Genomic DNA, 23342 nt, shown 5'->3' on the forward strand with positions numbered 1-23342 from the left:
AGGACAGAGGGGGGTGTCTTGGCGCAGGCCTGGCCTCCTTATGGCTCGGCGAGCACGATGTTCTCCACGCCGCCGACATAATAGAACGGCTTTTGCCGCGACGACGTCAGCCGCACCACCTCGCGCGAAATGAAATCGGCAAGCCCGAACAGCGTGACGCCGCCATCGGAGGTCCTGGCTTTTCCGCGCAAGCCTTCGAGGATCGAATAGGTGAAGACGCCGTGGCCAAGTTCCGGCAGTTCGGCGGCGGTGTTGTTGGCGGCGGTGGCGGAAAACACGACGATGCGCGCGTCCTGCGCATCCTTTTCCAGGCGGGGATTGAAGGCGTTGGCGGCATGGCAGGTGTCGAGCAGCATGAAGCGCATGCCCTTGGCCCGCTCGACGGATTTCTGGATGTCCGACCAGTCGACAAGCGAGGAGCGCTTCCAGCGCTCGGCATCCTGTTTGCGGCCATCGGTAGGGATGAAATAGTAGTCCTCGTCGATGTTGATGCCGTGGCCGGCGACGAAGATGATGGTGGTGTCGTGCTCGCCCGGTCTGTCGAGGAAATCGGCGAGCTGATCGTCGATCGTGTGCGAGTCAGGCTCCATGACGCCGTCGGCACTGGCGATGGTGTAGGTCTGTTTGGCCTTGTCGGGGGCCTCGTCGAGCGCCTCGCGGTTGACCAGCACCAGCGATTCCATCGAGGAGAACAACGGCGCCGATTTCTGCGCAATCACCTTGAGGAACTCGGTGGCATCGTCGACGGGGTAACGCAGGTCGCAGGCGTGGCCAGAACAGGCGTCGGTCAGGAACGGATATCTGTCGACACCGATGACCGCGACATAGAGCTTGCCCCTGGCCTCGGCCTTCTCGGTTTTCCTTGCCAGCGCCGTCACGCTGCGTTCGGTCAGATAGCCATACTCGTTGGTGCCGGTGATGCGGATGGTGTTCTGGCCATCCTCGACCGGTACCTCGACGATGGTGCTGTTGCCGTCCACCGAGCGGGCGGTGACGTCGCCGACATTGCGGCTGTTCGACAGGATCGAGAAGCCGGCGACATCGGTCCCGGCCTCCTTGGCACCTGATATCTCGACGGCGACATAACCATCGCGGACCTTGCTCTGGTCGTCGGCAAGGCGAACGCCGAACTCCGGCGGCTTGCGCTGCAGCAGCTTCTGCAATTCGTTGTCGACGCCTGGCCGCATCTCCTTGACCGCCTGCCTGGCGCTGCGCAGGATGATTGCGCGGCGCACCATTTCCGGGCTCCAGAGATATTTCTTCAGCTGGCCGGCGCGGATGAAGCGGCCTTCATGGTCACGGCCCTGGTTGACCTGCCAGCCGATCAACTTGTCGCCTTCATCCGAGGAATAGTAATAGCCCTGCGGCATCCAGGCGATCCATTGCGAGCCGGCAAAGAACATCGACACGATCAGCTCGTGTGTCTTCAGGTTCCACAACCTGAGCGTCTGGTCGGCGCTGCCGGTGACCAGCAGGCCGGCTTTCTCCGCGGCAACCATGGCGTTGATTTCGCCGGTATGGCCGGTGAACTCACCCGACACTTTCGTGGTCGCTGTCCGGTATTCGAGCAGCGTGCCGTCATTGCCGCCGGTGATCACGCCAAGGCCGTTGTCGATCAGCGTATAGGCGGAATGGACGAAGCCGTTGGTGGCATCGTTCTCGATCGAGTGCACCACCTTGCCGCCATTGGCGATCTCCAGCACCGCGTTCTCCAGGGCATCCTTGCCACCCGTCGTGGCGTGCAGCGACCACTGGCCGTCGGCAAGCGTGGCGCGGGCAAACGGGCCCGGCTCGGCCAGCGGTTGCGGATCATCGAAGAAACGCTCGGTGGTCGGCAATTCGAGCTTTTTGTCCAGTGCGCCCTGTTGTTCAGGACAGGCCACGCGATCGGGACAAGGGTTGGCGTTGCCCCAGGCGATGATGCCGTTCGCCGCGTCGAAGCCGACCGCGGTCACCGGCTCGCCCAATCCCTGCAGCAGAGCCTTGCGCTCGCCGGTCGCTGGGTCCCAGACCTGGATGGCGTTGCGGGTACCGCCGGCCGTCGCCACCAGCGAGCCATCGGCGTTGGCGGCGCTGGCATGGACCGTGCCGTCATGGCCGGAGTAGTCGAGTGTCTTTTCTCCGGTATCGGTGTTCCAGGCGGTCGAGCGATGCTTGTCGGCGCAGCGATAACCGCAGGAGGCGACCAGCCGCGACCCCTTGGCGAAGGTCAGCGAGCCGATCAGAAAATCCTGCTTCGGCAGGGCGCGCGCCAACGAACCGTCCGCCGCGTGCCAGAGCTGAACCAGGCCGTCCTGGCCGCCGGTGGCAAACAGGCTGCCGTCCTGCGAAGCGGCGAGCGCCATGACGCTGATATCCCTGAGTGGCTCGGCCTCTGCCGGCAGCGCGATCTCCTCGCCCTTCACGACATCCCAGAGCCGGATGCCGTTGTCGGTGGTGGTCGCCGCCAGCCGGGTTCCCGCGGCGGCGAAGGCAAGCTTGTCGATGTGCCAGGAATCGGCGTCGAGTTTCTTGTCCAGGGTCCAGCCGGTCGCTGATTTGTCGTCCAGCCGCCAGAGATAGACGAAGCCGTCGGCACCACCGGCGGCCAGGATCTTTCCATCGGGCGAGAAGGCAAGGTCGTAGGTCGCGTAGTCGGCGGCCTTGAGCACGGCCCTCATCTTGCCGGTGGCGAAATCGAACAGCCTGATGTCGCCATAGGGCGGTTTGTCGCCGAGACTGGCGCCGAAATAACCGCCGGCGGCGATCGTCTTGCCATCCGGCGAGACCGCGACCGCGAAGATCTTGCCGTCGCTGCCATTGCCGAGATAGCCGCGGATGGTGCGCAGCGTCACCCCGCTCCGCCAGTCCCAGATGCGGATAGTCTTGTCATCGGATGCCGAGACGAGGTCCTCGCCATCGGGCGTGAAGGCGAGATCGGTGACCTGAGCGCTGTGGCCGCCGGTGTCGAGGTCCAGATGGAAGTCAGGCGCCTCTTCGGCGCGGACAGCAGATGCGACAACAAGCGACCCCGCCATGGCCAGCCAGCGGCAGGCGCGCACAAGGCGGACTCTGATCTCGGCTTTTCCCATCGCTATTTCGCTTCGGCGGGCGAGCCACTGCGTACATAGGTCTCGATCGGCAGCGCGAATGTGGGGGAACCCGCCTTGCGCTGCTTGTCGACATAGCCGGCGAAATAGCTCCAGAACGAGACGGCATAGTCGCGGAAATAGGCATCGCTCACTTTGCGCGAACACAGATTGCCGTCGACGCAGAAGGACAGGCGGTTGAGGAAATAGACGATGCGGTCGAAATTGTCGCTGAAATCGGCGATCGGCATGTCGCCACCGGAAGCGGTCATCGCCTCGATGCCGATGCGCTGCCGGAAAACCTGTTCCTCGGTCGGCGACGGGTTGGCGCTGAGCAGATTGTCGTATTTGGCGTTGAGCGCCGCAAGACGATCCTTCAGGGCGCGCTGCGCCTGCTGGTAGTCCTTGGTCTCCCAGAGCTCGACCAGCGACATGGTCTGCTCGACGCGCTTCTGCTCCTGGTTGGCCAGGAACTGGTAGATCGAGAACATCAGGGTGAAGATGATGGCGAACCGCACTGCCATGCCCGACCAGGCATAGACCAGCATGCGCCAGTCGCGGTCGGTGAAGGGGTTGCTCTCCTTCTTGATCTCATGGCTGCTCGGCCACGGAAAGCCCTCGGTGGTCTCGGGCAACGCCGCCTTCGCCGCTGGCGCCTTTGCGGTCGCGGCCGATGCTGCCTGCCTGGTAGTGCCCGCCGGCTTCTTCATTGGCAGCTGTCCAGTTTGATAGTGGCGGAGGGATCGAGAACGATGCCGGGCGCTTCCAGTTGCTTTTTAAGGCAGTCGAGCTGCGGTCGCGAAATCATGAACTGCACGTCCGGCTGCTGCACCGTCTTGTTCGGTGACGGCAGCGCCTCGACCACGCCGCGCGAGGCGCAGCTGCTGAGGTCGACCACGACAGCGTCGCTGCTGCTTTTGGCGATCTGGTCGTACTGATCGAGAAAGCAGCTCGCCAGTTCCGAATTGGTGACGATCTGCTTGGCGCACAGGCCACAAGCATCCTCCGCCGAGGCATTGGCGATCAGCAACAGGCCGCCTGCAAGTCCAGCAACCGTTCCGCGCCAGGAAAAAACAGTATTCTTCAAGACCAATCCTATCTGCTTCATCTAGCCGCTGTGCGCCATGGACGGGCGGGAATGTTCTCATATCGCGCCAATCGCGCAAGAGCCGGCCCTTTTTCCGGCATCCGCTCAGGCGCGCGGCACGGTTTCCATCGGGAAGATCATCACCGCGCCCTTCGGACCACTCTTGTCGGCAAGCCGCATCACCGAGCGGGTCGGCGGCGCCATGCCGATGTCGGTCAGCATGTCGGAAAAACTGGCGGGTCCCAGCCCGCGCGTCTTCGACGCCACGCCATCCTGCGCCAGGAAGCTCAGATCCTCCTTCTCGCTCTCGGGCGGCGCCTCGGTCAGCACCGCGATCATCCTTTCCATGCCGAAGCTGGTGTCGGTGAAGGCCAGCAGCCCTTCCTCGAGCGTGGCCTGCGGGGCGAGGCGCTCGGCAACGATGTGGGTGATCGAATAGTCGCTGCCGACATAGAGCACGTTGATGTCGACCAACTGGTCCGAGCCGTTTTTCGCCAGCACATGCACCTCGTCGCCCGGCGAGACGCGCGGCACCACCGAAGCCTGCAAGGGTTCGAGACCGTCCTTGTCGCGGCGCTTGACCTGGAACTGGACGTCGACGTCCTCGGGCTTGTAGTCGGAGGCCGCGGCCAGCCGCGAGAGACCGGTGGCGCGGAAGATGGTGCGCAGGTTCCTGGACGTGACATCGACCAGCTTCTGGCGGTCATCCATGTGGATGATGATCAGCGGCGGCCTGCTGCCGTTCTTCAAGGTCACATCACCCGACGCCGGCAGAAACCACAGCGCCGGCTTGTCGGTCGCGTCCTTGGCGGCACCGGCGATGGCATTCTCGCGCATCACGGCAAAGCGAAGCTCGGCGCTCTTGCCCGCGTCGACCAGCTCGATGTTGAAGCCGGTCTCCTTGGCTGTGGCCAGTTCGTCGAGAACCGAATTGACGAGAGCGGTTTCCTTCTCAAGTCCCTTGGTCGCCGCCGGCCGCGCGACAGTGAGCTTGTAGTCGACGGCGATTTCGGCCACCCGCGCATAGGCATTGGCGGGAATGTCGGCCACCTTCAGCGCCGGCTTGTTGTCGAATTCCACCGGCGTGACACGGCTCTCGAGGTTCTTCGCCGATTGCACCTCGAGAAAGCCGACCGCGTCGGAAAGCGACGACAGCGCCGACGGCAGGATGGCGAGCTTGCTGCCTGGGGTGAGGCGATGCAGCAACCCGGCGCCGATCGTCGCTTCGCCGTCCTTGATGACGACAGGCCACTGCATGACGGCGTCCGTCTTGTCCGTGCCGAACACGCGCGCATCGAGCTCTCCCTCGAACAAGGGGGTCGGCCGTGTCCGGCTGTCGGCCGAATATTGCTGCAGAACGGCCTGGCCAAGCTGGCGATAGGTGACGTTGGGGTTCTCGGCCAGCTTCGACAGGATGGTGAAGGTGAACAGGCCGAACCGTGGTGCGTCCGTCGTGCCCTTGGGCAGCGGCATCTCCGGTGTCGTCTCAACCGTCTGCGCGGCATAGAAGGCGACCAGCTTGCCCTTGCTGATCGGCTCGCCGCCGGTCGGGGTCAGGTTGAAGGCGGGCTTGCGCGTGCCGTTCTCGTCGACGCCGCGCGACCCGGCGGCGGATGTCATCTCCTCATAGGCCTTGATCGCAGCGGCCCGCTCGGCCTCGCTGCCGCCCACCAAGTCGGCGAACTCGACCTTGCGCTCCATCTCGTCGTCGACCTCGACGGCGCGTGTCGCGGTGCCGGAATGGCAGCAGTCGAACACAGCCCAGACGAAGGCGCCCTTGTCGCGGATGGCGTCGAGCGCGGCGCCGATCTCGTTGTCGACCAGCGCATTCGGTACGCCAGCATCGCGGTTGATCCATTTGTCGATGTCGACGGGCAGGAAAATCTCGTCGAGCCCGTCGGTCTCGTCGCCCTTGACCCTCTCCGGCTGCTGGGCGCCGTGGCCGGACAGGTGCAGATAAACGAAATCGTCGCGCTGTACCTTGGCGGCGAGGTCGGCGAGTGCCGCCTTGATCGCCGCATGGGTCGGCAAGCCATTGGCGCCGGGCACATCCTTGGCGAGCAGTGTGACATTGTCAGGTGCGAAGCGCACCGGATCGGGCACATTCTTCAAAAGATATTCGTGGACGAGGCCGGCATCGTTCTTCGGCCCGATCAGCCAGTTCCTCTGCGGCAGGTTCGGATATTCCGTGCAGGCAACCAGCAGCGCATGGTAGGTGCGCGATGCGGCCAGCGCCCGAAACGAAACCGTGCCGGCCGCCATCAGCGCCGACGTGCCGACAAGCAGCGTCCGGCGTGTCAATTTGATCATATTGCTTCCCCAAGCCCGATCGAATTTCCCAAGCGAGGCCACCCTCGTCGAGGATTTTGTCAGTATTTTGAATGTCGCCTCGCCATCAACCTACCATCACCATTGTGCCGTCGCGCCATCGAATGGTCGGGACAGCAACAGAAGAGTAGCAAAGGCGCCGGTTCGTCGCTATCTGAATAGGCTCAGGTCGTTTGTATGCGCAAATGGCCTGCGGATGGCGCAAGGCAGGTTGGAACAGGATCATGGCGGCAAGGGATGTGCTGACGAAGAACCAGCTGTGCGTGCTCGAGAAGCTCGAGACGGCCAGCGGGCCGCTCAGCGCCTACACATTGCTCGACCAGCTTCGTGAGCGGGGTTTTCGGGCGCCATTGCAAGTCTATCGGGCGCTCGACACGCTGGTGAAGTCCGGCTTCGTGCACCGGCTGGAAAGCATCAATTCCTTCGTCGCCTGCGCCGAGCCGCATGACCACAGCCATTCGATGACCGCCTTCGCCATCTGCGATACGTGCGGGCAAGTGACCGAAATGTCCGACCACGATGTCGACCATCGGCTCAATGAGTGGGTGCGCTCCACCGGCTTCGCCGCCAAGAAGGCGGTGATCGAATTTCGCGGGACGTGTGCGAAGTGTTTGGCGGAAGCGGCCTAAGGCCTGCCCTTCGTCATCCCTGGGCGAGGCAGGAGCGAAGCGACGTCGCGGAGACCCTGGAATCCATGCCGTGACATGAGAGCGCCGCTGCGGTGCGGACCTATAGGTCTTGGCACCGCGTATGGATGAATCACCGCAGAACGGCTTTTATTCTGCACCGCCGAACCAAGGCTAATGCGCCTCGTCCCAGTTGTTGGCGGCGCGGGCATCGACATGCAGCGGCACCGACATCGATACAGCCGGCATCGCCGCGTTCTCCATGACATGGCGCACGACGGGGATTGTCGCCTCGACTTCGGCCTCGATCGTCTCGAAGATCAGCTCGTCGTGCACCTGCAGCAGCATGCGGGCGGAGAGCTTTGCTTTTTCCAGCGCCTCGTCCATGCGCACCATGGCGCGGCGGATGATGTCGGCCGCCGTGCCTTGCAGCCGGGCGTTGATGGAGGCGCGCTCGTTGAATGCGCGGACCGACGGGTTTGACGATCTTATCTCTGGATAGTGGATGCGGCGACCGAAGATCGTCTCGACGAAGCCGTGCTCGCGGGCATAGGTCTTGGTCTCCTCGATGTAGTCACGGATGCCGGGGAAACGCTCGAAATATTTCTTGATGTAATTGCCGGCCTCCTCGCGCGGGATCGACAGCTGGTTGGCGAGGCCAAAGGCGGAAATGCCGTAGATGATGCCGAAATTGATGGCCTTGGCGCGCCGGCGTATCTCCGAAGGCATGCCCTCTACAGGCACGTTGAACATTTCCGACGCGGTGATGGCGTGGATGTCGGCACCATCGGCGAAGGCCTGCCGCAGTTGCGGGATTTCGGCGACATGGGCGAGCACCCGCAACTCGATCTGGCTGTAGTCGGCCGAGACCAGCCGGTTGCCCTTGTCGGCGATGAAAGCCGTCCTGATCTTGCGGCCCTCGGCCGTGCGCACCGGAATGTTCTGCAGGTTCGGGTCGGAGGATGACAGCCGGCCCGTCGTCGTCGCGGCCAGCGCGTAGGAGGTGTGGACCCGCCTGGTGTCGGGATGGATGAAGCCGGGCAGCGCATCGGTATAGGTCGATTTCAGCTTGGTGAGCTGGCGCCAGTCGACGATCTTGCGCGGCAGTTCGTGGCCTTCGGCGGCGAGGTCTTCCAGCAACTGCGCCGAGGTCGACCACTGCCCGGTCTTGGTTTTCGAGCCGCCGGGCAGGCCCATGCGGCCGAACAGGATGTCGCCGAGTTGCTTGGGCGAGCCGATGTTGATGCGCTCGCCGACGAGCTGGTAGATTTCCTCTTCGAGGCGGGCAGCACCTTGCGCCAGTTCGCCGGAGAGCCGCGACAGGATCTGCCGGTCGACCGAGATGCCGCGCTGTTCCATGCGTGCCAGCACCGGTACCAGCGGCCGCTCCAGCCGCTCATAGACCGACACCAGCCCCTTTGCGGCAAGCCTAGGCTTCAGCACCAGCCAGAGCCGCAGCGCCACATCGGCATGGCCAGCGGCGTAGGCGGTTGCCTTGTCGATACCGACCTGTTCGAAGCCGACAAAGTTTTTCCCGGATCCCGCCAGTTCCTTGAGCGGCGTCGTCGCGTGGCCAAGCCATTTTTCCGACAGCGCCGCCAGGCTGTGGCCGCCTGACGTGCCGGCGTCGAGCACGTAGGAGATCAGCATGGTGTCGTCGAAAGGTGCGACGTCGATGCCGTGGCGGCTCATGACGACGAGGCTCGATTTCAGCTCTTGCGCGATCTTGAGAACCGATTTGTCCTCCAGCAGCGGCTTCAGCAGTGCGAGAGCCTCGCGGACCGGGATCTGGTTCTCAAGCGCGCCGCCGCCGAGCAGGTCGCCGTTTCCGCTCTTGTGGGTCAGCGGCACATAGGCGGCGCGGCCGGGTGCGGTGGCCAGCGCGAAGCCGATGAGGTCGGCCTGCATCGGATCGGAAGACGTGGTTTCGGCGTTGAAGGCGACGATGCCGGCTTCCCTTGCTTCGTCGATCCACACCTTCAGCGTTGCCGCGTCGCGGATGGCGATGTAGGCGCCGGTGTCGATCTTGCGGGCGGCCGCGGCCTCGAGCCGGAGCGCGGCGAGCAGGGAAGGGGTATCGCCGACCTTGGGTTTTTCAGCCGTCGGCACCTGGTCCGCCATGCCGTCTTCACCGGCCCGGTCAGGTCGCGTCTGCGCGGCACCGGGCGTCCCCGCGCCGACATCCGGCCCATGCGCCGAGTCCGCGCGTTCGACGGTCACGGCGACAGCCTGGACATCGCCAGCCTCGGTTCCGGTCGCTTCCGCCACGCGGCGGGTCAGCGAGGTGAACTCCATGGTCTTGAGGAAGCCGATCAGCTTCGGCCCGTCAGGCGCGTGCAGGACGAAGTCGTCCAGCCCCTCGGCCACCGGCACGTCGTTCTTCAGCGTCACCAACTGGCGCGAAATGCGCGCCTTGTCGGTATTGGCGATGATCGATTCGCGTCGCTTGTCCTGCTTGATCTCGCCGGCGCGGGCCAGCAGCGTGTCGAGGTCGCCGAACTGTTCGAGCAGTTGCGCCGCCGTCTTCGGCCCGATGCCGGGCACGCCGGGCACGTTGTCGACCGAGTCGCCGGTCAGCGCCTGCAGGTCGACCATCTTTTCCGGCGGCACGCCCCATTTCTCGATGACTTCGGGAATGCCGATCTGGCGGTCCTTCATCGGGTCGTACATACCGACCGTGTCGCCGACCAGCTGCATCAAATCCTTGTCGGAGGAGATGATGGTGGTGTCGCCGCCCGCTTCACATGCAAGCCTGGCATAGGTGGCGATGAGATCGTCCGCCTCGTAGCCCTCGATCTCGACGCAAGGCAGGTTGAACGCCCTGGTCGCCTGGCGGATCAGGCCGAATTGCGGGATCAGGTCTTCCGGCGGCGCCGTACGGTTGGCCTTGTATTCGGGGTAGAGATCGTTGCGGAAGGTTTTTGACGAATAGTCGAAAATCACCGCGAAATGCGTCGGCACGATACCGACATCGGTGTTGCGGGCATCCAGCATCAGCTTCCACAACATGTTGCAGAAGCCGGAAACGGCACCGACGGGCAGACCATCGGATTTGCGGGTCAGCGGTGGCAGCGCGTGGTAGGCGCGGAAGATGTAGCCGGAGCCGTCGACAAGGAAGAGATGATCGCCTTTTTTCATGTCGGCAGGGATAGCGCGGGGCCGGCATCGCGTCCACTGACAAGGCTGGTTTTTTGCTGCCATCCAGCTTCGCGCATGGCAGTCGCGACTGACAGCGAGTTGACAGGTCCGCGTTGCTAGTGGGGCCGGTAGCCGGTCCTGCGGACGGAACCGGTAGACAACCGGAACCCGAGGTTACGATATGATTTCACTGCAGCATGTTCATCCTGTTCTCGTCCATTTTCCCATCGTCTTCTTCCTCACGCTCGCTGCGTTCGACATGGTCGCCGCATTTCGCGGCAAAGCGGTGACCGGGCGTTCATCCGCGGCAAATGCCTCGACCGGGCTGGCCCTTCTGGCCGGGCTTTCCGCTATCGTCACGTACTTCTTCGGCGATCTGGCACTCACAATTGCCGAAAATGGGGGATTCTCGAGCGAGATCGCCGAGATTCATGAAAGTCTCGGCATGGCCACCGCGACCGCCTTTGTCATCTGGGCCGCCGTGCGTGCCTTTCTGTGGTGGCGCGACATTCGCTTGAGCGGCCGGCTTGCCGCGGCGGTGCCCGCCTTGGAATTTCTGGGCGCGGCCCTCGTCATGACCACCGCCTACTATGGCGGCCAGCTGGTTTATGAACTGGGGGTCAATGTCGCCCACGCCGCTGGCTGACCAGCAGCGTTCACGGCCATGTTACAAAAGTGTAATTTTCGCGCCCTTGAATCGCCACGTTCCAAGACACAAATAGACGTCATCGGCAGTTTTCGCCGAAGTCCGGAGTAAGGCCCGTCCCCCGCCTATCCCGGGCAATTGCGGCAGCCTATCCCCCCTCTCCGGGCTGCCGCATCGTTTCGAGTAGAGACCGCCGTGGTTCCCCCTCCACCACGGCGGTCTTTTTTTGTCGTTCGCCAGGCGTTGCGGGCCGTGGTCCAACGGTCTCGGGCTTTTCGTTTTCCCGGTCTGCCTTTACGGTTCCGGCACTGAATCGAAAGGCTTCGCAAATGTCCGCAGTTTCCCCCGTCCTCGACCGTCTCGACAAGAACCTCGACCAGAGCCTCGAACGGCTGTTCGGCCTGCTCAGGATCAAGTCGATCTCCACCGACCCGGCCTATGCCGCCGACTGCCGCAAGGCCGCCGAATGGCTGGTGGCCGACCTCAAGCTGATCGGCTTTGACGCCAGCGTGCGCGACACGCCAGGCCATCCGATGGTCGTTGCGCATCATGACGGACCAGCCGGTTCGCCGCATGTGCTGTTCTACGGCCATTACGACGTGCAGCCGGTGGATCCGATCGAATTGTGGGAAAGCGATCCGTTCGCGCCGGCGATCAAGGAGGTCGAGCCCGGCCACAAGGTGATCACGGGCCGCGGCTCGGCCGATGACAAGGGCCAGTTGATGACCTTCGTCGAGGCTTGCCGAGCCTGGAAGCAGGTGCATGGCAATTTGCCGTGCCGCGTCACCATCCTGTTCGAGGGCGAGGAGGAGTCCGGCTCACCGTCGCTCAAGCCGTTCCTCGAGGCCAATGCCGACGAGCTCAAGGCCGACTTCGCGCTGGTCTGCGATACCGGCATGTGGGACCGCGACACGCCGTCGATCTGCGTCGGCCTGCGCGGGCTGGTCGGTGAGGAGATCACCGTGAAAGCCGCCGACCGCGATCTGCATTCCGGCCTCTACGGCGGGGCGGCAGCCAACCCGATCCGTATCCTGACCAGGGTGCTGGCCGACATCCATGACAAGGATGGCCATATCACCATCCCCGGCTTCTACGACGGTGTCGAGGAAACGCCGTCGCAGATCCTGAAATCCTGGGAGACGCTGGGCGAGACGGCCGAGACCTTCCTCGGGCCTGTCGGTCTGTCCATCCCATCCGGTGAAAAGGGCCGTTCGGTGCTGGAACTGACCTGGGCGCGGCCGACGGCCGAGTTCAACGGCATCATCGGCGGCTACACCGGCAAGGGTTTCAAGACGGTGATCGCGGCGGAAGCCTCGGCGAAGGTGTCCTTCCGCCTCGTCCACAAGCAGGATCCAAAGAAAATCCGCGCCGCCTTCCAGAAATTCGTCAAGGAGCGCATTCCGGCCGACTGTTCGGTCGAATTCCACCCGCATGGCGGTTCGCCGGCGATCCAGCTTTCCTACGACTCGCCGTTCCTGGCCAAGGCCAAGAACGCGCTGTCCGACGAATGGCCGAAGCCGGCGGTGACGACGGGCAGCGGCGGCTCGATCCCGGTGGTGGGCGACTTCCAGACCTATCTCGGGATGGAATCGCTGCTGGTCGGTTTCGGCCTCGACGACGACCGCATCCATTCGCCCAACGAGAAATACGAGCTCAACTCCTTCCACAAGGGCCAGCGCTCCTGGGCGCGTATTCTGGATGCGTTGACGCGCTAAAGGAGCGTGAGAATCAACTTTATGTTGATTTTTCTGCGGATCGCGGCGAGGACGGAGCGCGCCGCGACCGGAGAAGACAATGGCCGACATCCGTTTCCACAAGAATGACCTGCCCGACCTTTCGCACTACGATGTCGGGGCGGTGGCCATCGACACCGAGACGCTCGGGCTGAACCCGCACCGCGACCGGCTGTGCGTGGTGCAGATTTCGCCGGGCGACGGCACAGCCGACGTCATCCAGATCGCGCCCGGCCAGAAGAAGGCGCCGAACCTGGTCAGCCTGCTGAGAAACCGCGGCATAACCAAGCTTTTCCATTTCGGCCGTTTCGACCTCGCGGTGCTCTACAACGCGTTCGGGGTGATGCCCGAACCGGTGTTCTGCACCAAGATCGCCTCACGGCTGACCCGCACCTACACCGACCGCCACGGGCTGAAGGACATCTGCTTCGAACTTCTCGGCGTCGGCCTGTCCAAGGCGCAGCAATCGTCGGACTGGGCGGCCGAAACACTGTCGCCCGAACAGCTCGAATACGCGGCGTCCGATGTGCTCTATCTGCACCGGCTGCGCGATGTGCTGGCCGGACGGCTGGCGCGAGAGGGGCGGACAAAGGAGGCCGATGCCTGCTTCCGCTTCCTGCCGACGCGTGCCAAACTCGATCTGATGGGCTGGGACGAAGAGGATATCTTCGCCCACAGCTGACGGCCCTGGCGACCTTCCGCGGCCGACGGCCGGTTTGGAACCAGATGCGAGCCGCCGCGTTCTGTCGGCTCAAAAGGGGATGACATGGCGGACAGAAAACCGATAGCGACCGCGCCGACCGACGGCTCCAAGGTCACCGTGACCTGGAAGGACGGCGACGGCGTCATCAACGAATCCATCGCGCAATACCGCGACGGCGGCTGGTGGGTCTACACCGACAGCCACACGCAGAAGAAGGTCGAGCCGACCAGTTGGCGCCCTGCCGCAAGCGACGATGATGATCAATGAGCGCACCGCTGGCGAGGCGGACTGCTTTCGAATAGCCTGAGACCGTTGATATCGAGGCCGATTCGGAGCTTTCGGCTCTGCCGTCGCCCTCTAGCTCGGAGGAAATCGTTATGGCTGTCGAAAGCCTTCTCGTGTTCATCATCATCGGTGCCATCGCCGGCTGGCTCGCCGGTCTCATCGTCTCGGGTTTCGGCTTCGGCCTGATCGGTAACATCATCGTCGGCATTGTCGGCGCCTTCATCGCCGGCTGGCTTTTTCCGCGGATCGGCTTCTCCATCGGCGGCGGCATTCTCGCCTCCATCATTCACGCAACGATCGGCGCCATCATCCTGCTGGTGCTGGTCAAGGTCCTGAAACGAGCGTGAGGCTCGACAAAGAAAAGAGCGCGCCGTGAAGCAGAACACACTCTATCTCGTCATTGGCGCGCTCATTGTCGCGGTCATCGCGCTTGGCATCTATGTCTATCGTGAGGAAAGCAAACCCAAGGGGGTTGAGCTCAAGATCGACGACAAGGGCATTTCCATCCAGCAAAACTGACGGCATGGCCGGGGCCGCTATGGCGCCGAGGGTCTCGACAGGGGTCTCACCTGATCACTCCAGACGTCACCGTGCCTGTTGAAAAACACGGAGTCCGGCCAGAGATTCAGGGGCTGCGCGGCGTTGCCGTGGCTTTCGTGGTGATTTTCCACCTCTGGCCGGCGGCTCTTCCCGGTGGCTATGTAGGGGTCGACGTTTTCTTCGTCATCTCGGGCTTCCTCATCACCGGCTTGCTTGCCCGCATGGCGATCGCCGGTGGCCACGTGTGGCTGATCGCATTCTATTCACGGCGGGTGCGGCGACTGCTGCCGGCGGCGCTGCTGGCCCTTCTCGCGACGCTGGCGGGAACGCTGGTCTTCCTGTCCAGGGCGCGATGGGAAGAAACGGCAATCCAGGTCGCCGCCAGCGCGCTCTATGTGCAGAACTGGCGACTTGCGTGGCAGGCGGTCGACTATCTCGGAGCGGAGGAAGCGGCGAGCCCGGTACAGCACTACTGGTCGCTCTCGATCGAGGAGCAGTTCTACATCGTCTGGCCGTTGCTGATGGCGGCAACCATCTGGCTGGCTCGACGCCTAGGACAGTCCACGAAAGGCGCTTTGCGCGCGGCGCTCCTCCTCGTTTTCATTGGATCACTGCTTGCCTCGGTGCTGATCACCCGGACCGATCCGGCCGAAGCCTATTTCGTTACCCACACCCGCCTCTGGGAACTGGCGCTCGGCGGGCTCTTGGCGCTGACGATCGACCGTTTCACGGCAGCGTTGCCATTGCGTGCGGCGATGATGATGATTGGCATTGGCGCCATCGTGGTTGCAGCGATTTTCTTTTCCGCTTCGACGCCATTTCCGGGCGCATACGCGTTGCTGCCGACGCTCGGGACGGTGCTGATCATTGCGGCCGGCGATATCCGGGTTGGCCGGTTTCGCGGACTCGACGTCGCCGTGCTTCGCTATATCGGCGACCGCTCCTATTCGATCTATCTGTGGCACTGGCCGTTGATCGTTTTCTATTCGGCACACCGCCCTACGATCGGGCTCCTTGCGGGCCTCGGGCTGGTCGTGGTGACGCTTGCGATCTCGCACCTGTCCTACCGATACGTCGAACAGCGGTACCGCCGGCCGCGGTCAGACGTTGAATGGCGCCCCCTGATCTACGGTTCGGCCGCCATTGCCGTCTGCGTGATGGCGGCCGGCGGCCTCGGCTACGCGCCCGACCGTCAAGACCTCGATATCAGCCTGATCGGAACCCCCAACTACCCGGGGCCGGCCGCGCTGCTTGCCAACGCCGTCGTTCCGCCCGGCGTGGACCTGATTCCACCGCTGGGCAAATTCAAGAATGACGTGCCGATCGTCTACCGCTCGAAATGTCATCAGCAGCAGGATAGCACGCAGGCCGTCGGCTGCCAGCTCGGCGACCCGAATGGTGCCAGGACCGTGGTCGTCGTTGGCGATTCGCACGCCGCGCAATGGATCCCGGCCATCGACAAGATTGCCAGGGACCACAAATGGAGACTGGTCACCTTCACCAAGGCGGCTTGCCCTTTCACCCGTGTGATGGTGACGGACAACGGCAAGCCGTATGAAGCCTGCGCGAAGTGGCGCGACAATGTGCTGGCCGAGATCGGGAAGCTGCGGCCGAATCTGATGTTTACCAGCCAGTCCAATTATACCAGCACCCCGGAGCCGGCGATGGTTGAAGGTCTGCGCGGCATCTGGAGCGAGTTGAATGCGGCGGGCGTGCACATCATCGCCATCAGGAACACGCCGTTCGTCAAGTTCGACCCCGGCGACTGTCTGGCCGCCAATCCCGACAAATGCGTCACCGCGCGACAGGAAGTGGAGGCTAGAAACATCTTTGCCCTCGCCGCCGAGACGCTGCCGGGGGTCCGTGTCATCGACATGAACGATGCCCTCTGCACCAGGGACAACTGCTCGGCCGTCGTCGGCAACATCATCGTCTGGCGCGACTACCACCACATGACGGCGACCTACGCGCTGGCGCTGGCGCCGTATCTGGCAAGGGCAGCGGGTCTCTAGCGTGCGCACGAAGATACCCTCGATCGACGTCAGGGCCAGCGAAGCGTCGGTGCTCGGTGGCGTTGAAAATTGCCGGCAAGGCGAGGCCATTGCATCGGCGCAGCGACGCAAGAGAGGCCAACCCGGCATGGAATTAGAATGACGGATCGACGCTTCGGCGCTATGATGCTGACATAGGGCGTTTGGGGCCAACCAACCTGACCATTAGGAGGTTGCCATGAAGCACCAAACACTGGACCAACTGCATGCAGTGGCCGAGATCAACACGACACAGCCGGTAATGAGCCGAACCCAGCGTCTCGTACGTTGGGCCGAACTCCTTGAACGTGAGCCCAGCCGGCTCCTGACCGCGCTTGCCGGGACCGAATACCGTGCACCGCCGGAGCGCGATCTCATGCGAGGCGATGGCTCGCCGATAGCGGTTGCCTTCACGGACCCCATTTTGCATGACGAGGGTCTGAAAGACGACAGCTATGGCGAAGCCAAGCGCTTCTTCGAACTGACTGACCACCAACTGCACGAGATCGTCTGCTACTGCCATGTCGGCGAGGTGATGCAATCGTCCAGGGCAGCGCTTTCCGTTCGTGCGGCGATTGGCTGACGCATGTCCACCAGGTGATCACCTGGTACCGGGATGATTTAGGGCGCGGTCGAACGCGAAGCTGCAACCGTGTGCGATCGCGCCCTAACGAGGAACAAGTTTGCGACTGCCTGCCAAAGGTTTATCCGCGCAACGGCTGGCTTTGGCCGGGCTTGGCGCCCGGACAAAATGTTACGGTTTCTGATTGCTCTGTTCTCGAGGTGTGACTGCCTGGCAGCGTCAAAATCGGGGTCACGAACAGACCGGTAACGGGCAGCCTACCAAGCATTTGATTATCAATCGCTTTGAATTTTTCCGACTTAACCCGCCCTTAAATCGCCGCATCTACTCTTCAACCCGACGCCATAGTCACCGGGACAGACAGCACAGCGCATGGCGAACCGCAGGGACAGCCGCATAGAACCCAGTTTCGAGGGACCGCCGCGAGCGGGATCCTCGACAGGTCTTTCGGTGAGCGAGGAGGATCGCGTCGTGCCAAGCAACCGCAAAGCCCCCGCAAAACGCAAGCCAGCCAAGGGGAAATCATCGCGCGGCGGGCGCGGCAGGAGCCGGCGCGGCCTGTTCGGCGTGCTCGGCCGGCTGTTCTACTGGTGCTTCGTGCTAGCCATCTGGGGCGGCATCGCGGTGGCCGGCATCGTCGTCTATTACGGCGCCAAGATGCCGGCGGCGACGACCTGGTCGATCCCCGACCGCGCGCCCAACATCAAGATCGTCTCGGTCGATGGCCAGTTGCTGGCCAATCGCGGCATGAGCGGCGGCGAGGCCGTCGGCCTGCACGAAATGTCGCCCTATATCCCCGAGGCCGTCATCGCCATCGAGGACCGCCGCTTCTACTCGCATTTCGGCATCGACCCGATCGGCCTGTCGCGTGCGATGGTAACCAACCTGGTTGGCGGGCATTTCTCGCAAGGCGGTTCGACGCTGACGCAGCAATTGGCCAAGAACCTGTTCCTCACGCCCGACCGCACGCTGGAGCGCAAGGTGCAGGAGGTGCTTTTGGCGCTGTGGCTGGAGCACAAGCACACCAAGGACCAGATCCTCGAAATGTATCTCAACCGGGTCTATTTCGGTTCCGGCGCCTATGGCGTGGAAGCGGCTTCGCGGCGCTATTTCGGCAAGAGCGCGCGCGACGTCACCCTGTCGGAAGCCGCATTGCTTGCCGGCCTGCTCAAGGCGCCGTCGCGGCTGTCGCCGGCGCGCGATCCGAAGGCTGCAGAGGAGCGCTCGCAGCTGGTGCTCGCCGCCATGCGCGACGAGGGCAAGATCAGCGACAAAGAACTGAAGATGGCGCTGAGCGCGCCGGCGACGCGCTCGCCGTCTTACTGGACCGGCTCGGAGAATTACGTCGCCGACACCATCATGGAAGAACTGCCCGATCTGATCGGTGACGTGCGCGGCGACATCGTCGTCGACAGCACCGTCGACCTGACGCTGCAGAAGCTGGCCGAACAGTCGATCCGCAGGCTCATCGACGAAAGCGGCAAGAAGCTCAACGTCACCCAAGGCGCCCTGGTGTCGATCGACGATTCCGGCGCGGTGCGCGCCATGGTCGGCGGCTACGACTATTCGACCAGCCAGTTCGACCGTGCCTCGGAAGCGCGACGCCAGCCGGGTTCGGCGTTCAAGCCGTTCGTCTATATGGCTGCCCTCGAGGCCGGCCGCACGCCGGACAGTGTGCGCAACGACGCGCCGATCAAGATCGGCAACTGGACGCCCGATAATTACGGCGGCAAGTATTTCGGCAAGGTGACACTGGCCACCGCATTGGCCAAATCGCTGAACTCGGTCGCTGCCCAATTGACCATGGAGGTCGGGCCGAACGCCGTGGTCGAGGCGGCGCACCGCATGGGCATCCAGTCCGACCTGCTGGCCAACACCTCGATCGCACTTGGCACCTCGGAAGTGACGCCGCTGGAATTGACCTCGGCCTATGTGCCGTTCGCCAATGGCGGCTACAAGCCGGACATCCATTTCATCCGCCGCGTGACCACCACCGGCGGCAAGGTGCTCTACGACAGCGGTGGCGGCAGCGCGCCGCGTGTCGTCAAACCCGAGATCGTCGGCATGATGAACTCGATGATGACGGGCACGGTCGAGACCGGTACGGCGAAGAAGGCGGCTTTCGCCTGGCCGTCGGCCGGCAAGACCGGCACCAGCCAGAATTCGCGCGACGCCTGGTTTGTCGGCTATACCGCAAATCTCACCACCGGCGTCTGGTTCGGCAACGACGACGGCACGCCGATGAAGAAGGTCACCGGCGGCGCGCTGCCGGCGCAGGCCTGGCACGAGTTCATGGTTGCCGCGCATGAGGGCGTGCCGGTTCGGCCGCTGCCCGGCACCTGGAAATCGACACCGGCCGACACCATCGTGCCAGACGAGATACCGTCGGCAGACAACTCGCAGCCGGCACCGGTGCCGTCCGCGTCCGTCGGCCAGCAGGCGCCCGCGGTTTCCGCGGCACCGCCACCCGCGCCGGTTCGCGTGGCGCGCCCGGCCCAGACCGTCGATGCCGAGGGCCTCGGCATGCCGGAGGACGGCGGCGCCACCGCGTCGATCAAGCACCCGGTGCCTCCGGGCAATGTCGGTGGTCCGCTCAAGAAGCGGCAGACCTCGATCCTGGATATCCTCGGCGGCGGTTGATCCGCCTCTCGCCAGCGCGGCGTGGTTCGGCTACACCTCCGGCCCGGAGACCGCGACATGGCTGAACTCGACACCAGAAAGACCATCGTGCTGACCGGCGCCAGCCGGGGTATCGGCCACGCCACCGTCAAGCGCTTTTCGCGTGAGGGCTGGCGCGTCATCACCTGTTCGCGGCAGGCCTTTGCCGAGGACTGCCCGTGGCCGGCCGGCCCCGAGGACCACATCAAGGTCGATCTCGCCGACCAGGAAGACGTCGGCATCGCCGTCTCGGAAATCCGCCATCGGCTCGAGGCGCATGGCGGCCAGCTGCACGCGCTGGTCAACAATGCCGGCATCTCGCCGAAGCTCAAGGACGGCAACAGCCGCATGGACTCGATCAACACGCCGATGCATGTCTGGCGCGATGTCTTCCAGGTCAATTTCTTCGCGCCGATCATGCTGGCGCGTGGGCTGTTCAAGGAACTGGCGGCGGCCAAGGGTTCGATCGTCAATGTCACCTCGATCGCGGGCACCCGCGTGCATCCCTTCGCCGGCACCGCCTACGCCACATCGAAGGCCGCACTTGGCTCGCTGACACGCGAAATGGCGCACGACTTTGGCCCGCATGGCATTCGGGTCAACGCCATCGCGCCGGGCGAGATCGACACCGCGATCCTGTCGCCGGGCACGGACAAGATCGTCGAGACGATTCCGCTCAGGCGCCTTGGCACCACGGCCGAGGTCGCCGACATCATCTTCTTCCTGTGCTCACAGCAGGCGTCCTACGTGACGGGCTCGGAAATCCACATCAATGGCGGCCAGCACGTTTAGACGTCAGATCGTCTTGGCGCGTCCCGCAAGGCTTCCCAGGACCGCCATCAGCAAGGTGGCGATGGCGCAGGCGCCCAGAGCCAGGCTCCAATTCCCGGTCGCGTCATGGGCAAGACCGGCTAGCGGCGGGCCCGCGGCCGCCAGCGAATAGCCAAGGCATTGCGCCATTCCCGACAGCGCGGCTGCCTCCTGGCTGTGCGAGACCCTCAGGCTGACGAACGAGAGGCCAAGCACGAAGGCGGCACCCGCGCCGAAACCAAACAGCGCGACCCACAGTGCCGCAAGGGCCGGAATTTGCCAAAGGCCCAGCAGTGAAAGGCAGGTGATCAGCGCCACGCCGATGGCCATGGCTCGCTGGTCCTTCATACGCTTGACGGCGGTGCCGAGCAGCAGACCGGGGATCGCGATTGCCAGTTGACACAGCCCATGCAGCGAACCCGCGGTCGCCGCCGGATAACCTGCCTCCGCCAGGATCGAGGGCAACCATCCGACGATCACGTAGAAGACCAGCGAGGTGAGGCCAAGAAAGCCCGTCACCTGCCACGCAAGAGCCGAGCGCCAGATGTGCCCCCGGTCATGCATGGACGATGCTTCCCGCTCCGGGGCGGCCGGCATCCGAAGCTGAGGAGCCCAGGCAATCAGGGCCGCGAATGGAAAGATCAGTGTGCAGGCAAGCGACAGGTGCCAACTCGATCCCGGCAGTTGAGCAAGCGGGATCGCCGCTGTCGATGCCAATGCTTGCGAAAGCCCGGACACGGCATAGCCGCCGGTCAGGCCGGCGATCCGGTTGGGAAAATCGCGTTTCAGCAGGCCCGGTAGCAGGACGTTGGCAACAGCGATCCCGGCCCCAAGCGTGCCGGTGCCGACGAACAGCGCCCAGAGAGGGCCGGTCGAGCGCAAGGCAATACCGGTCGCAACAACAAGCAGCGCGCCGAACAAGGACCTTTCGATGCCGTATCGGCGCGCCAATCCGGCCGCGAAGGGTGAGATCACCGCGAACGCCAGCAAGGGGAGGGTTGTGAGCCCCCCTGCTTCGGCGGCGCTGATGCCGGTGGTTTCGCGGATCATGCCGAGCAACGGCGCCACCCCGGTGATGGGCGCGCGAAGCGTCGAAGCGATCAGCATGATGCCGACCAGGAGAAGTCCCTGGCCTCCGGTTGTCCTGACAATTTCTCTTGCCGTCATGGGAGGGCTCTCCTGAAAATGATCGCTGAATATCGTCAGCCGTTTCCAGCTCCGGCTGGAACGCGGCGTCATTGACCGAAAAGGGTCAGCTCATTCGGTTATGGTGAGAACGGCCTTGCCGCTGAAGCTGCGCTCTCGCAGTGCGTCCAGGGCCTGGGCGATGTCTGTCCACGGCAGGTTCAAGGCCACGCGGGTTTCCAGCCGGCCAGCGGCGACCAGAGCGAGCAGCGAGGCGATGTCCGCGCCTATGCCCGAGCCGGACGTGTAGTAGGCGAAAGTCTGAAGCCTCGCGCCTTCGTGACCCGGAACGAACTGGCGGAACCCGATGGGCGTGAGTTCGCCGCTGCTCGAGCCGAACATGACGATGGTGCCGCCAGGGGCGACGCGTTCGATGGCGTGGGCGAGGCTCTGGCCACCGACCGACTCGGTGATCAGCGAAAACGGCCCCTCGGCCAGCTCGATCGATTCGACAACCTGCTCGGCGCCAAGGCCGCGGAGATCCTCGGCATGCCGGGCGGCGGCGATCGCGGTCGCCGAGGCGCCCTGCTCGCGGGCGATCTGGACCTGGAAACGACCGACCGCGCCGCTTGCACCGGTGATCAGGACCCGCTGGCCGGCGAGGTCGCCGCCGAGGCGCAGGGTCCGCAGCGCCGTCGTGCCCGCGACCGGAAGCGTGGCGGCGGAGGCGAAACTGACGTCGCCCGGCAGGACGGCTAGGCGATCGGTTGGAACGGCGACACGTTCGGCCCAGCCGGCCTGGTCGACCAGAGCCGCAACCCGGGCGCCCGTGGCTGGCCCGGAGCCATCGGTTGCTGCGCGTTCGACAACCCCAACGATATCCTGGCCTGGTATCCAGCCTTTCGGGCGTATGGCGAGCAGGCGCAGTTCGCCGCGGTTCAACGAGGTCGCGAGGACCGAGATCAGTGCTTCGTTAGAGGCGGGCTGAGGCTCGGCGAACTCCACGAGCCTCAACCCGGCAGCGCTTTCAGGAGAGATGACTAAGGCGAGCATGGTTTGGCCTCTGATTGGAAGCCAAGCCTATCGACTTTCCCGGTCGGTTAATTTAGCTATTATGGCATATGGTCGCTAAAAACCGTCTATCATGAGACAGCCTCTCCGCTATCCCTGGCTCAATTTCGATGTGGATGAGCTTTTCGCGCTGGCGATTGCCGTGCGCGTTGATGTCCCCGAAACCAGGGCCGAGGTGCCCGACCATTGGCATCGCAAGGGGCAACTCGTCTTCGCGCTGGGCGGCGGGGTCACCTGTCGCGTTCCCAGTGGCTTGTGGATGGTGCCGCCGCATTGCGGAGTGTGGATTCCCGGCGGCATGGAGCACAGCAACATCGCGACCGCCAATGCCCGGATTTTCTTCGTCTACATTGAGCCGGGAGCCGCCGATCTGCCGGACCGGTGCTGCACGCTTTCGATCTCGCCGCTGCTGCGCGAACTGATCATCGAGCTCGCCGATCGCGTGGAGGATGATGAGGCGAGGGGCGAACTCTTGACCAGGATCCTGCTCACCGAACTGCCGCGCATGCCCGTCCAGCGGCTTCATCTGCCGATATCGTCCGAGCCGCGCCTGAAGCGGATCGCCGAAGCGTTGGCGCAAGATCCTGCCGACCGCAGCACGCTGGCGGAATGGGCCAGTCGCGTTGCGCTCAGCGAGAGCAGTCTCGCCCGTCTCGTCGTGAAGGAGACTGGCTTAAGCTTCGGCCGCTGGCGCCAGCAATTGCACTTGATCGTCGCAATACGGGAGCTGGCCTCCGGCGCGAGCGTGCAGCAAGTTTCGGGCGATCTCGGCTATGAGTCCGTCACGGCCTTCATCACCATGTTCAAGAAGGCGCTTGGGAAGCCCCCTGCAAAATATCTCAGCAGTGTCGCGCAAAATGGCGGCTCTGCATTCGTCGCGTGATTGGCCGCGCCTGCGATCACGTTGCAAA

The 23342-nt window shown here is 63.9% G+C and carries 19 protein-coding genes; 12 read left to right on the forward strand and 7 right to left on the reverse strand.

Annotation, left to right across the window (positions count from 1 at the left end; genetic code table 11):
• Positions 1 to 38 precede the first annotated feature (38 nt).
• The 4 genes from AC56QP_RS23295 to AC56QP_RS23310 all read right to left on the reverse strand — a co-directional run bounded on the left by AC56QP_RS23295 (position 39) and on the right by AC56QP_RS23310 (position 6465).
• Positions 39 to 3071 carry a caspase family protein gene (locus AC56QP_RS23295; RefSeq protein ID WP_489863310.1) on the reverse strand — a complete coding sequence of 1011 codons (3033 nt, stop codon included), beginning with the start codon at positions 3069 to 3071 and terminating at the stop codon, positions 39 to 41.
• A gap of 2 nt (positions 3072 to 3073) precedes the next feature.
• Complete coding sequence (locus tag AC56QP_RS23300; RefSeq protein ID WP_489863309.1) at positions 3074 to 3778, reverse strand: DUF4760 domain-containing protein; 705 nt, start codon at positions 3776 to 3778, stop codon at positions 3074 to 3076.
• Complete coding sequence (locus AC56QP_RS23305; protein WP_489863308.1) at positions 3775 to 4098, reverse strand: hypothetical protein; 324 nt, start codon at positions 4096 to 4098, stop codon at positions 3775 to 3777. The genes AC56QP_RS23300 and AC56QP_RS23305 overlap by 4 nt, the downstream gene beginning before the upstream one ends.
• Before the next feature lie 162 nt (positions 4099 to 4260).
• Entirely contained in the window at positions 4261 to 6465 is a 2205-nt protein-coding gene (locus AC56QP_RS23310) for a caspase family protein (protein WP_489863307.1), read from the reverse strand.
• A gap of 242 nt (positions 6466 to 6707) precedes the next feature.
• On the opposite strand from AC56QP_RS23310, the gene AC56QP_RS23315 reads away from it, so the two are divergent.
• Positions 6708 to 7112 (forward strand): transcriptional repressor, encoded by a 405-nt coding sequence (locus AC56QP_RS23315; protein WP_489863306.1) that lies wholly within the window; start codon positions 6708 to 6710, stop codon positions 7110 to 7112.
• A 171-nt stretch (positions 7113 to 7283) separates the two neighbouring features.
• On the opposite strand, the gene polA is transcribed toward AC56QP_RS23315, so the two are convergent.
• A complete protein-coding gene (gene polA / locus AC56QP_RS23320; protein ID WP_489863305.1) occupies positions 7284 to 10247 on the reverse strand; it encodes a DNA polymerase I in 2964 nt (987 codons plus the stop codon).
• 181 nt (positions 10248 to 10428) lie between these two features.
• On the opposite strand from polA, the gene AC56QP_RS23325 reads away from it, so the two are divergent.
• The 10 genes from AC56QP_RS23325 (at position 10429) to AC56QP_RS23370 (ending at position 20217) form a co-directional block, all read left to right on the forward strand.
• On the forward strand, positions 10429 to 10893 hold the full coding sequence (locus tag AC56QP_RS23325; RefSeq protein ID WP_489863304.1) for a DUF2231 domain-containing protein: 465 nt from the start codon (positions 10429 to 10431) through the stop codon (positions 10891 to 10893).
• A gap of 329 nt (positions 10894 to 11222) precedes the next feature.
• Positions 11223 to 12608, forward strand: a complete 1386-nt coding sequence (locus tag AC56QP_RS23330) for a M20/M25/M40 family metallo-hydrolase (RefSeq protein WP_489863303.1) — start codon at positions 11223 to 11225, stop codon at positions 12606 to 12608.
• Positions 12609 to 12687: 79 nt separating this feature from the next.
• On the forward strand, positions 12688 to 13308 hold the full coding sequence (locus tag AC56QP_RS23335) for a ribonuclease D (protein WP_489863302.1): 621 nt from the start codon (positions 12688 to 12690) through the stop codon (positions 13306 to 13308).
• An 84-nt stretch (positions 13309 to 13392) separates the two neighbouring features.
• Positions 13393 to 13596 (forward strand): hypothetical protein, encoded by a 204-nt coding sequence (locus AC56QP_RS23340; RefSeq protein WP_489863301.1) that lies wholly within the window; start codon positions 13393 to 13395, stop codon positions 13594 to 13596.
• 110 nt (positions 13597 to 13706) lie between these two features.
• The gene (locus AC56QP_RS23345; RefSeq protein WP_091583325.1) at positions 13707 to 13961 is read left to right on the forward strand and encodes a GlsB/YeaQ/YmgE family stress response membrane protein; all 255 of its coding nucleotides are present in this window, start codon (positions 13707 to 13709) and stop codon (positions 13959 to 13961) included.
• Positions 13962 to 13986: 25 nt separating this feature from the next.
• Positions 13987 to 14133 carry a hypothetical protein gene (locus AC56QP_RS23350; RefSeq protein WP_091583322.1) on the forward strand — a complete coding sequence of 49 codons (147 nt, stop codon included), beginning with the start codon at positions 13987 to 13989 and terminating at the stop codon, positions 14131 to 14133.
• A gap of 71 nt (positions 14134 to 14204) precedes the next feature.
• Positions 14205 to 16166 (forward strand): acyltransferase family protein, encoded by a 1962-nt coding sequence (locus AC56QP_RS23355; protein ID WP_489863300.1) that lies wholly within the window; start codon positions 14205 to 14207, stop codon positions 16164 to 16166.
• A 217-nt stretch (positions 16167 to 16383) separates the two neighbouring features.
• Positions 16384 to 16767 carry a hypothetical protein gene (locus tag AC56QP_RS23360; protein ID WP_489863299.1) on the forward strand — a complete coding sequence of 128 codons (384 nt, stop codon included), beginning with the start codon at positions 16384 to 16386 and terminating at the stop codon, positions 16765 to 16767.
• 372 nt (positions 16768 to 17139) lie between these two features.
• On the forward strand, positions 17140 to 19407 hold the full coding sequence (locus AC56QP_RS23365; RefSeq protein ID WP_489863298.1) for a transglycosylase domain-containing protein: 2268 nt from the start codon (positions 17140 to 17142) through the stop codon (positions 19405 to 19407).
• A gap of 57 nt (positions 19408 to 19464) precedes the next feature.
• The gene (locus AC56QP_RS23370; protein WP_091583310.1) at positions 19465 to 20217 is read left to right on the forward strand and encodes an SDR family NAD(P)-dependent oxidoreductase; all 753 of its coding nucleotides are present in this window, start codon (positions 19465 to 19467) and stop codon (positions 20215 to 20217) included.
• Between the two features lie 3 nt (positions 20218 to 20220).
• Here AC56QP_RS23370 and AC56QP_RS23375 read toward each other — a convergent pair whose 3' ends face one another.
• Together AC56QP_RS23375 and AC56QP_RS23380 are read right to left on the reverse strand one after the other, a co-directional pair.
• Positions 20221 to 21402 carry an MFS transporter gene (locus AC56QP_RS23375; protein WP_497101015.1) on the reverse strand — a complete coding sequence of 394 codons (1182 nt, stop codon included), beginning with the start codon at positions 21400 to 21402 and terminating at the stop codon, positions 20221 to 20223.
• A 90-nt stretch (positions 21403 to 21492) separates the two neighbouring features.
• Entirely contained in the window at positions 21493 to 22413 is a 921-nt protein-coding gene (locus tag AC56QP_RS23380; RefSeq protein WP_489863295.1) for a zinc-binding dehydrogenase, read from the reverse strand.
• A gap of 91 nt (positions 22414 to 22504) precedes the next feature.
• Here AC56QP_RS23380 and AC56QP_RS23385 point away from each other — a divergent pair, with 91 nt between their 5' ends.
• Entirely contained in the window at positions 22505 to 23314 is an 810-nt protein-coding gene (locus tag AC56QP_RS23385) for an AraC family transcriptional regulator (RefSeq protein ID WP_489863294.1), read from the forward strand.
• Positions 23315 to 23342 lie beyond the last annotated feature (28 nt).

The sequence above is a fragment of the Mesorhizobium sp. RCAM 05104 genome, assembly GCF_059683645.1.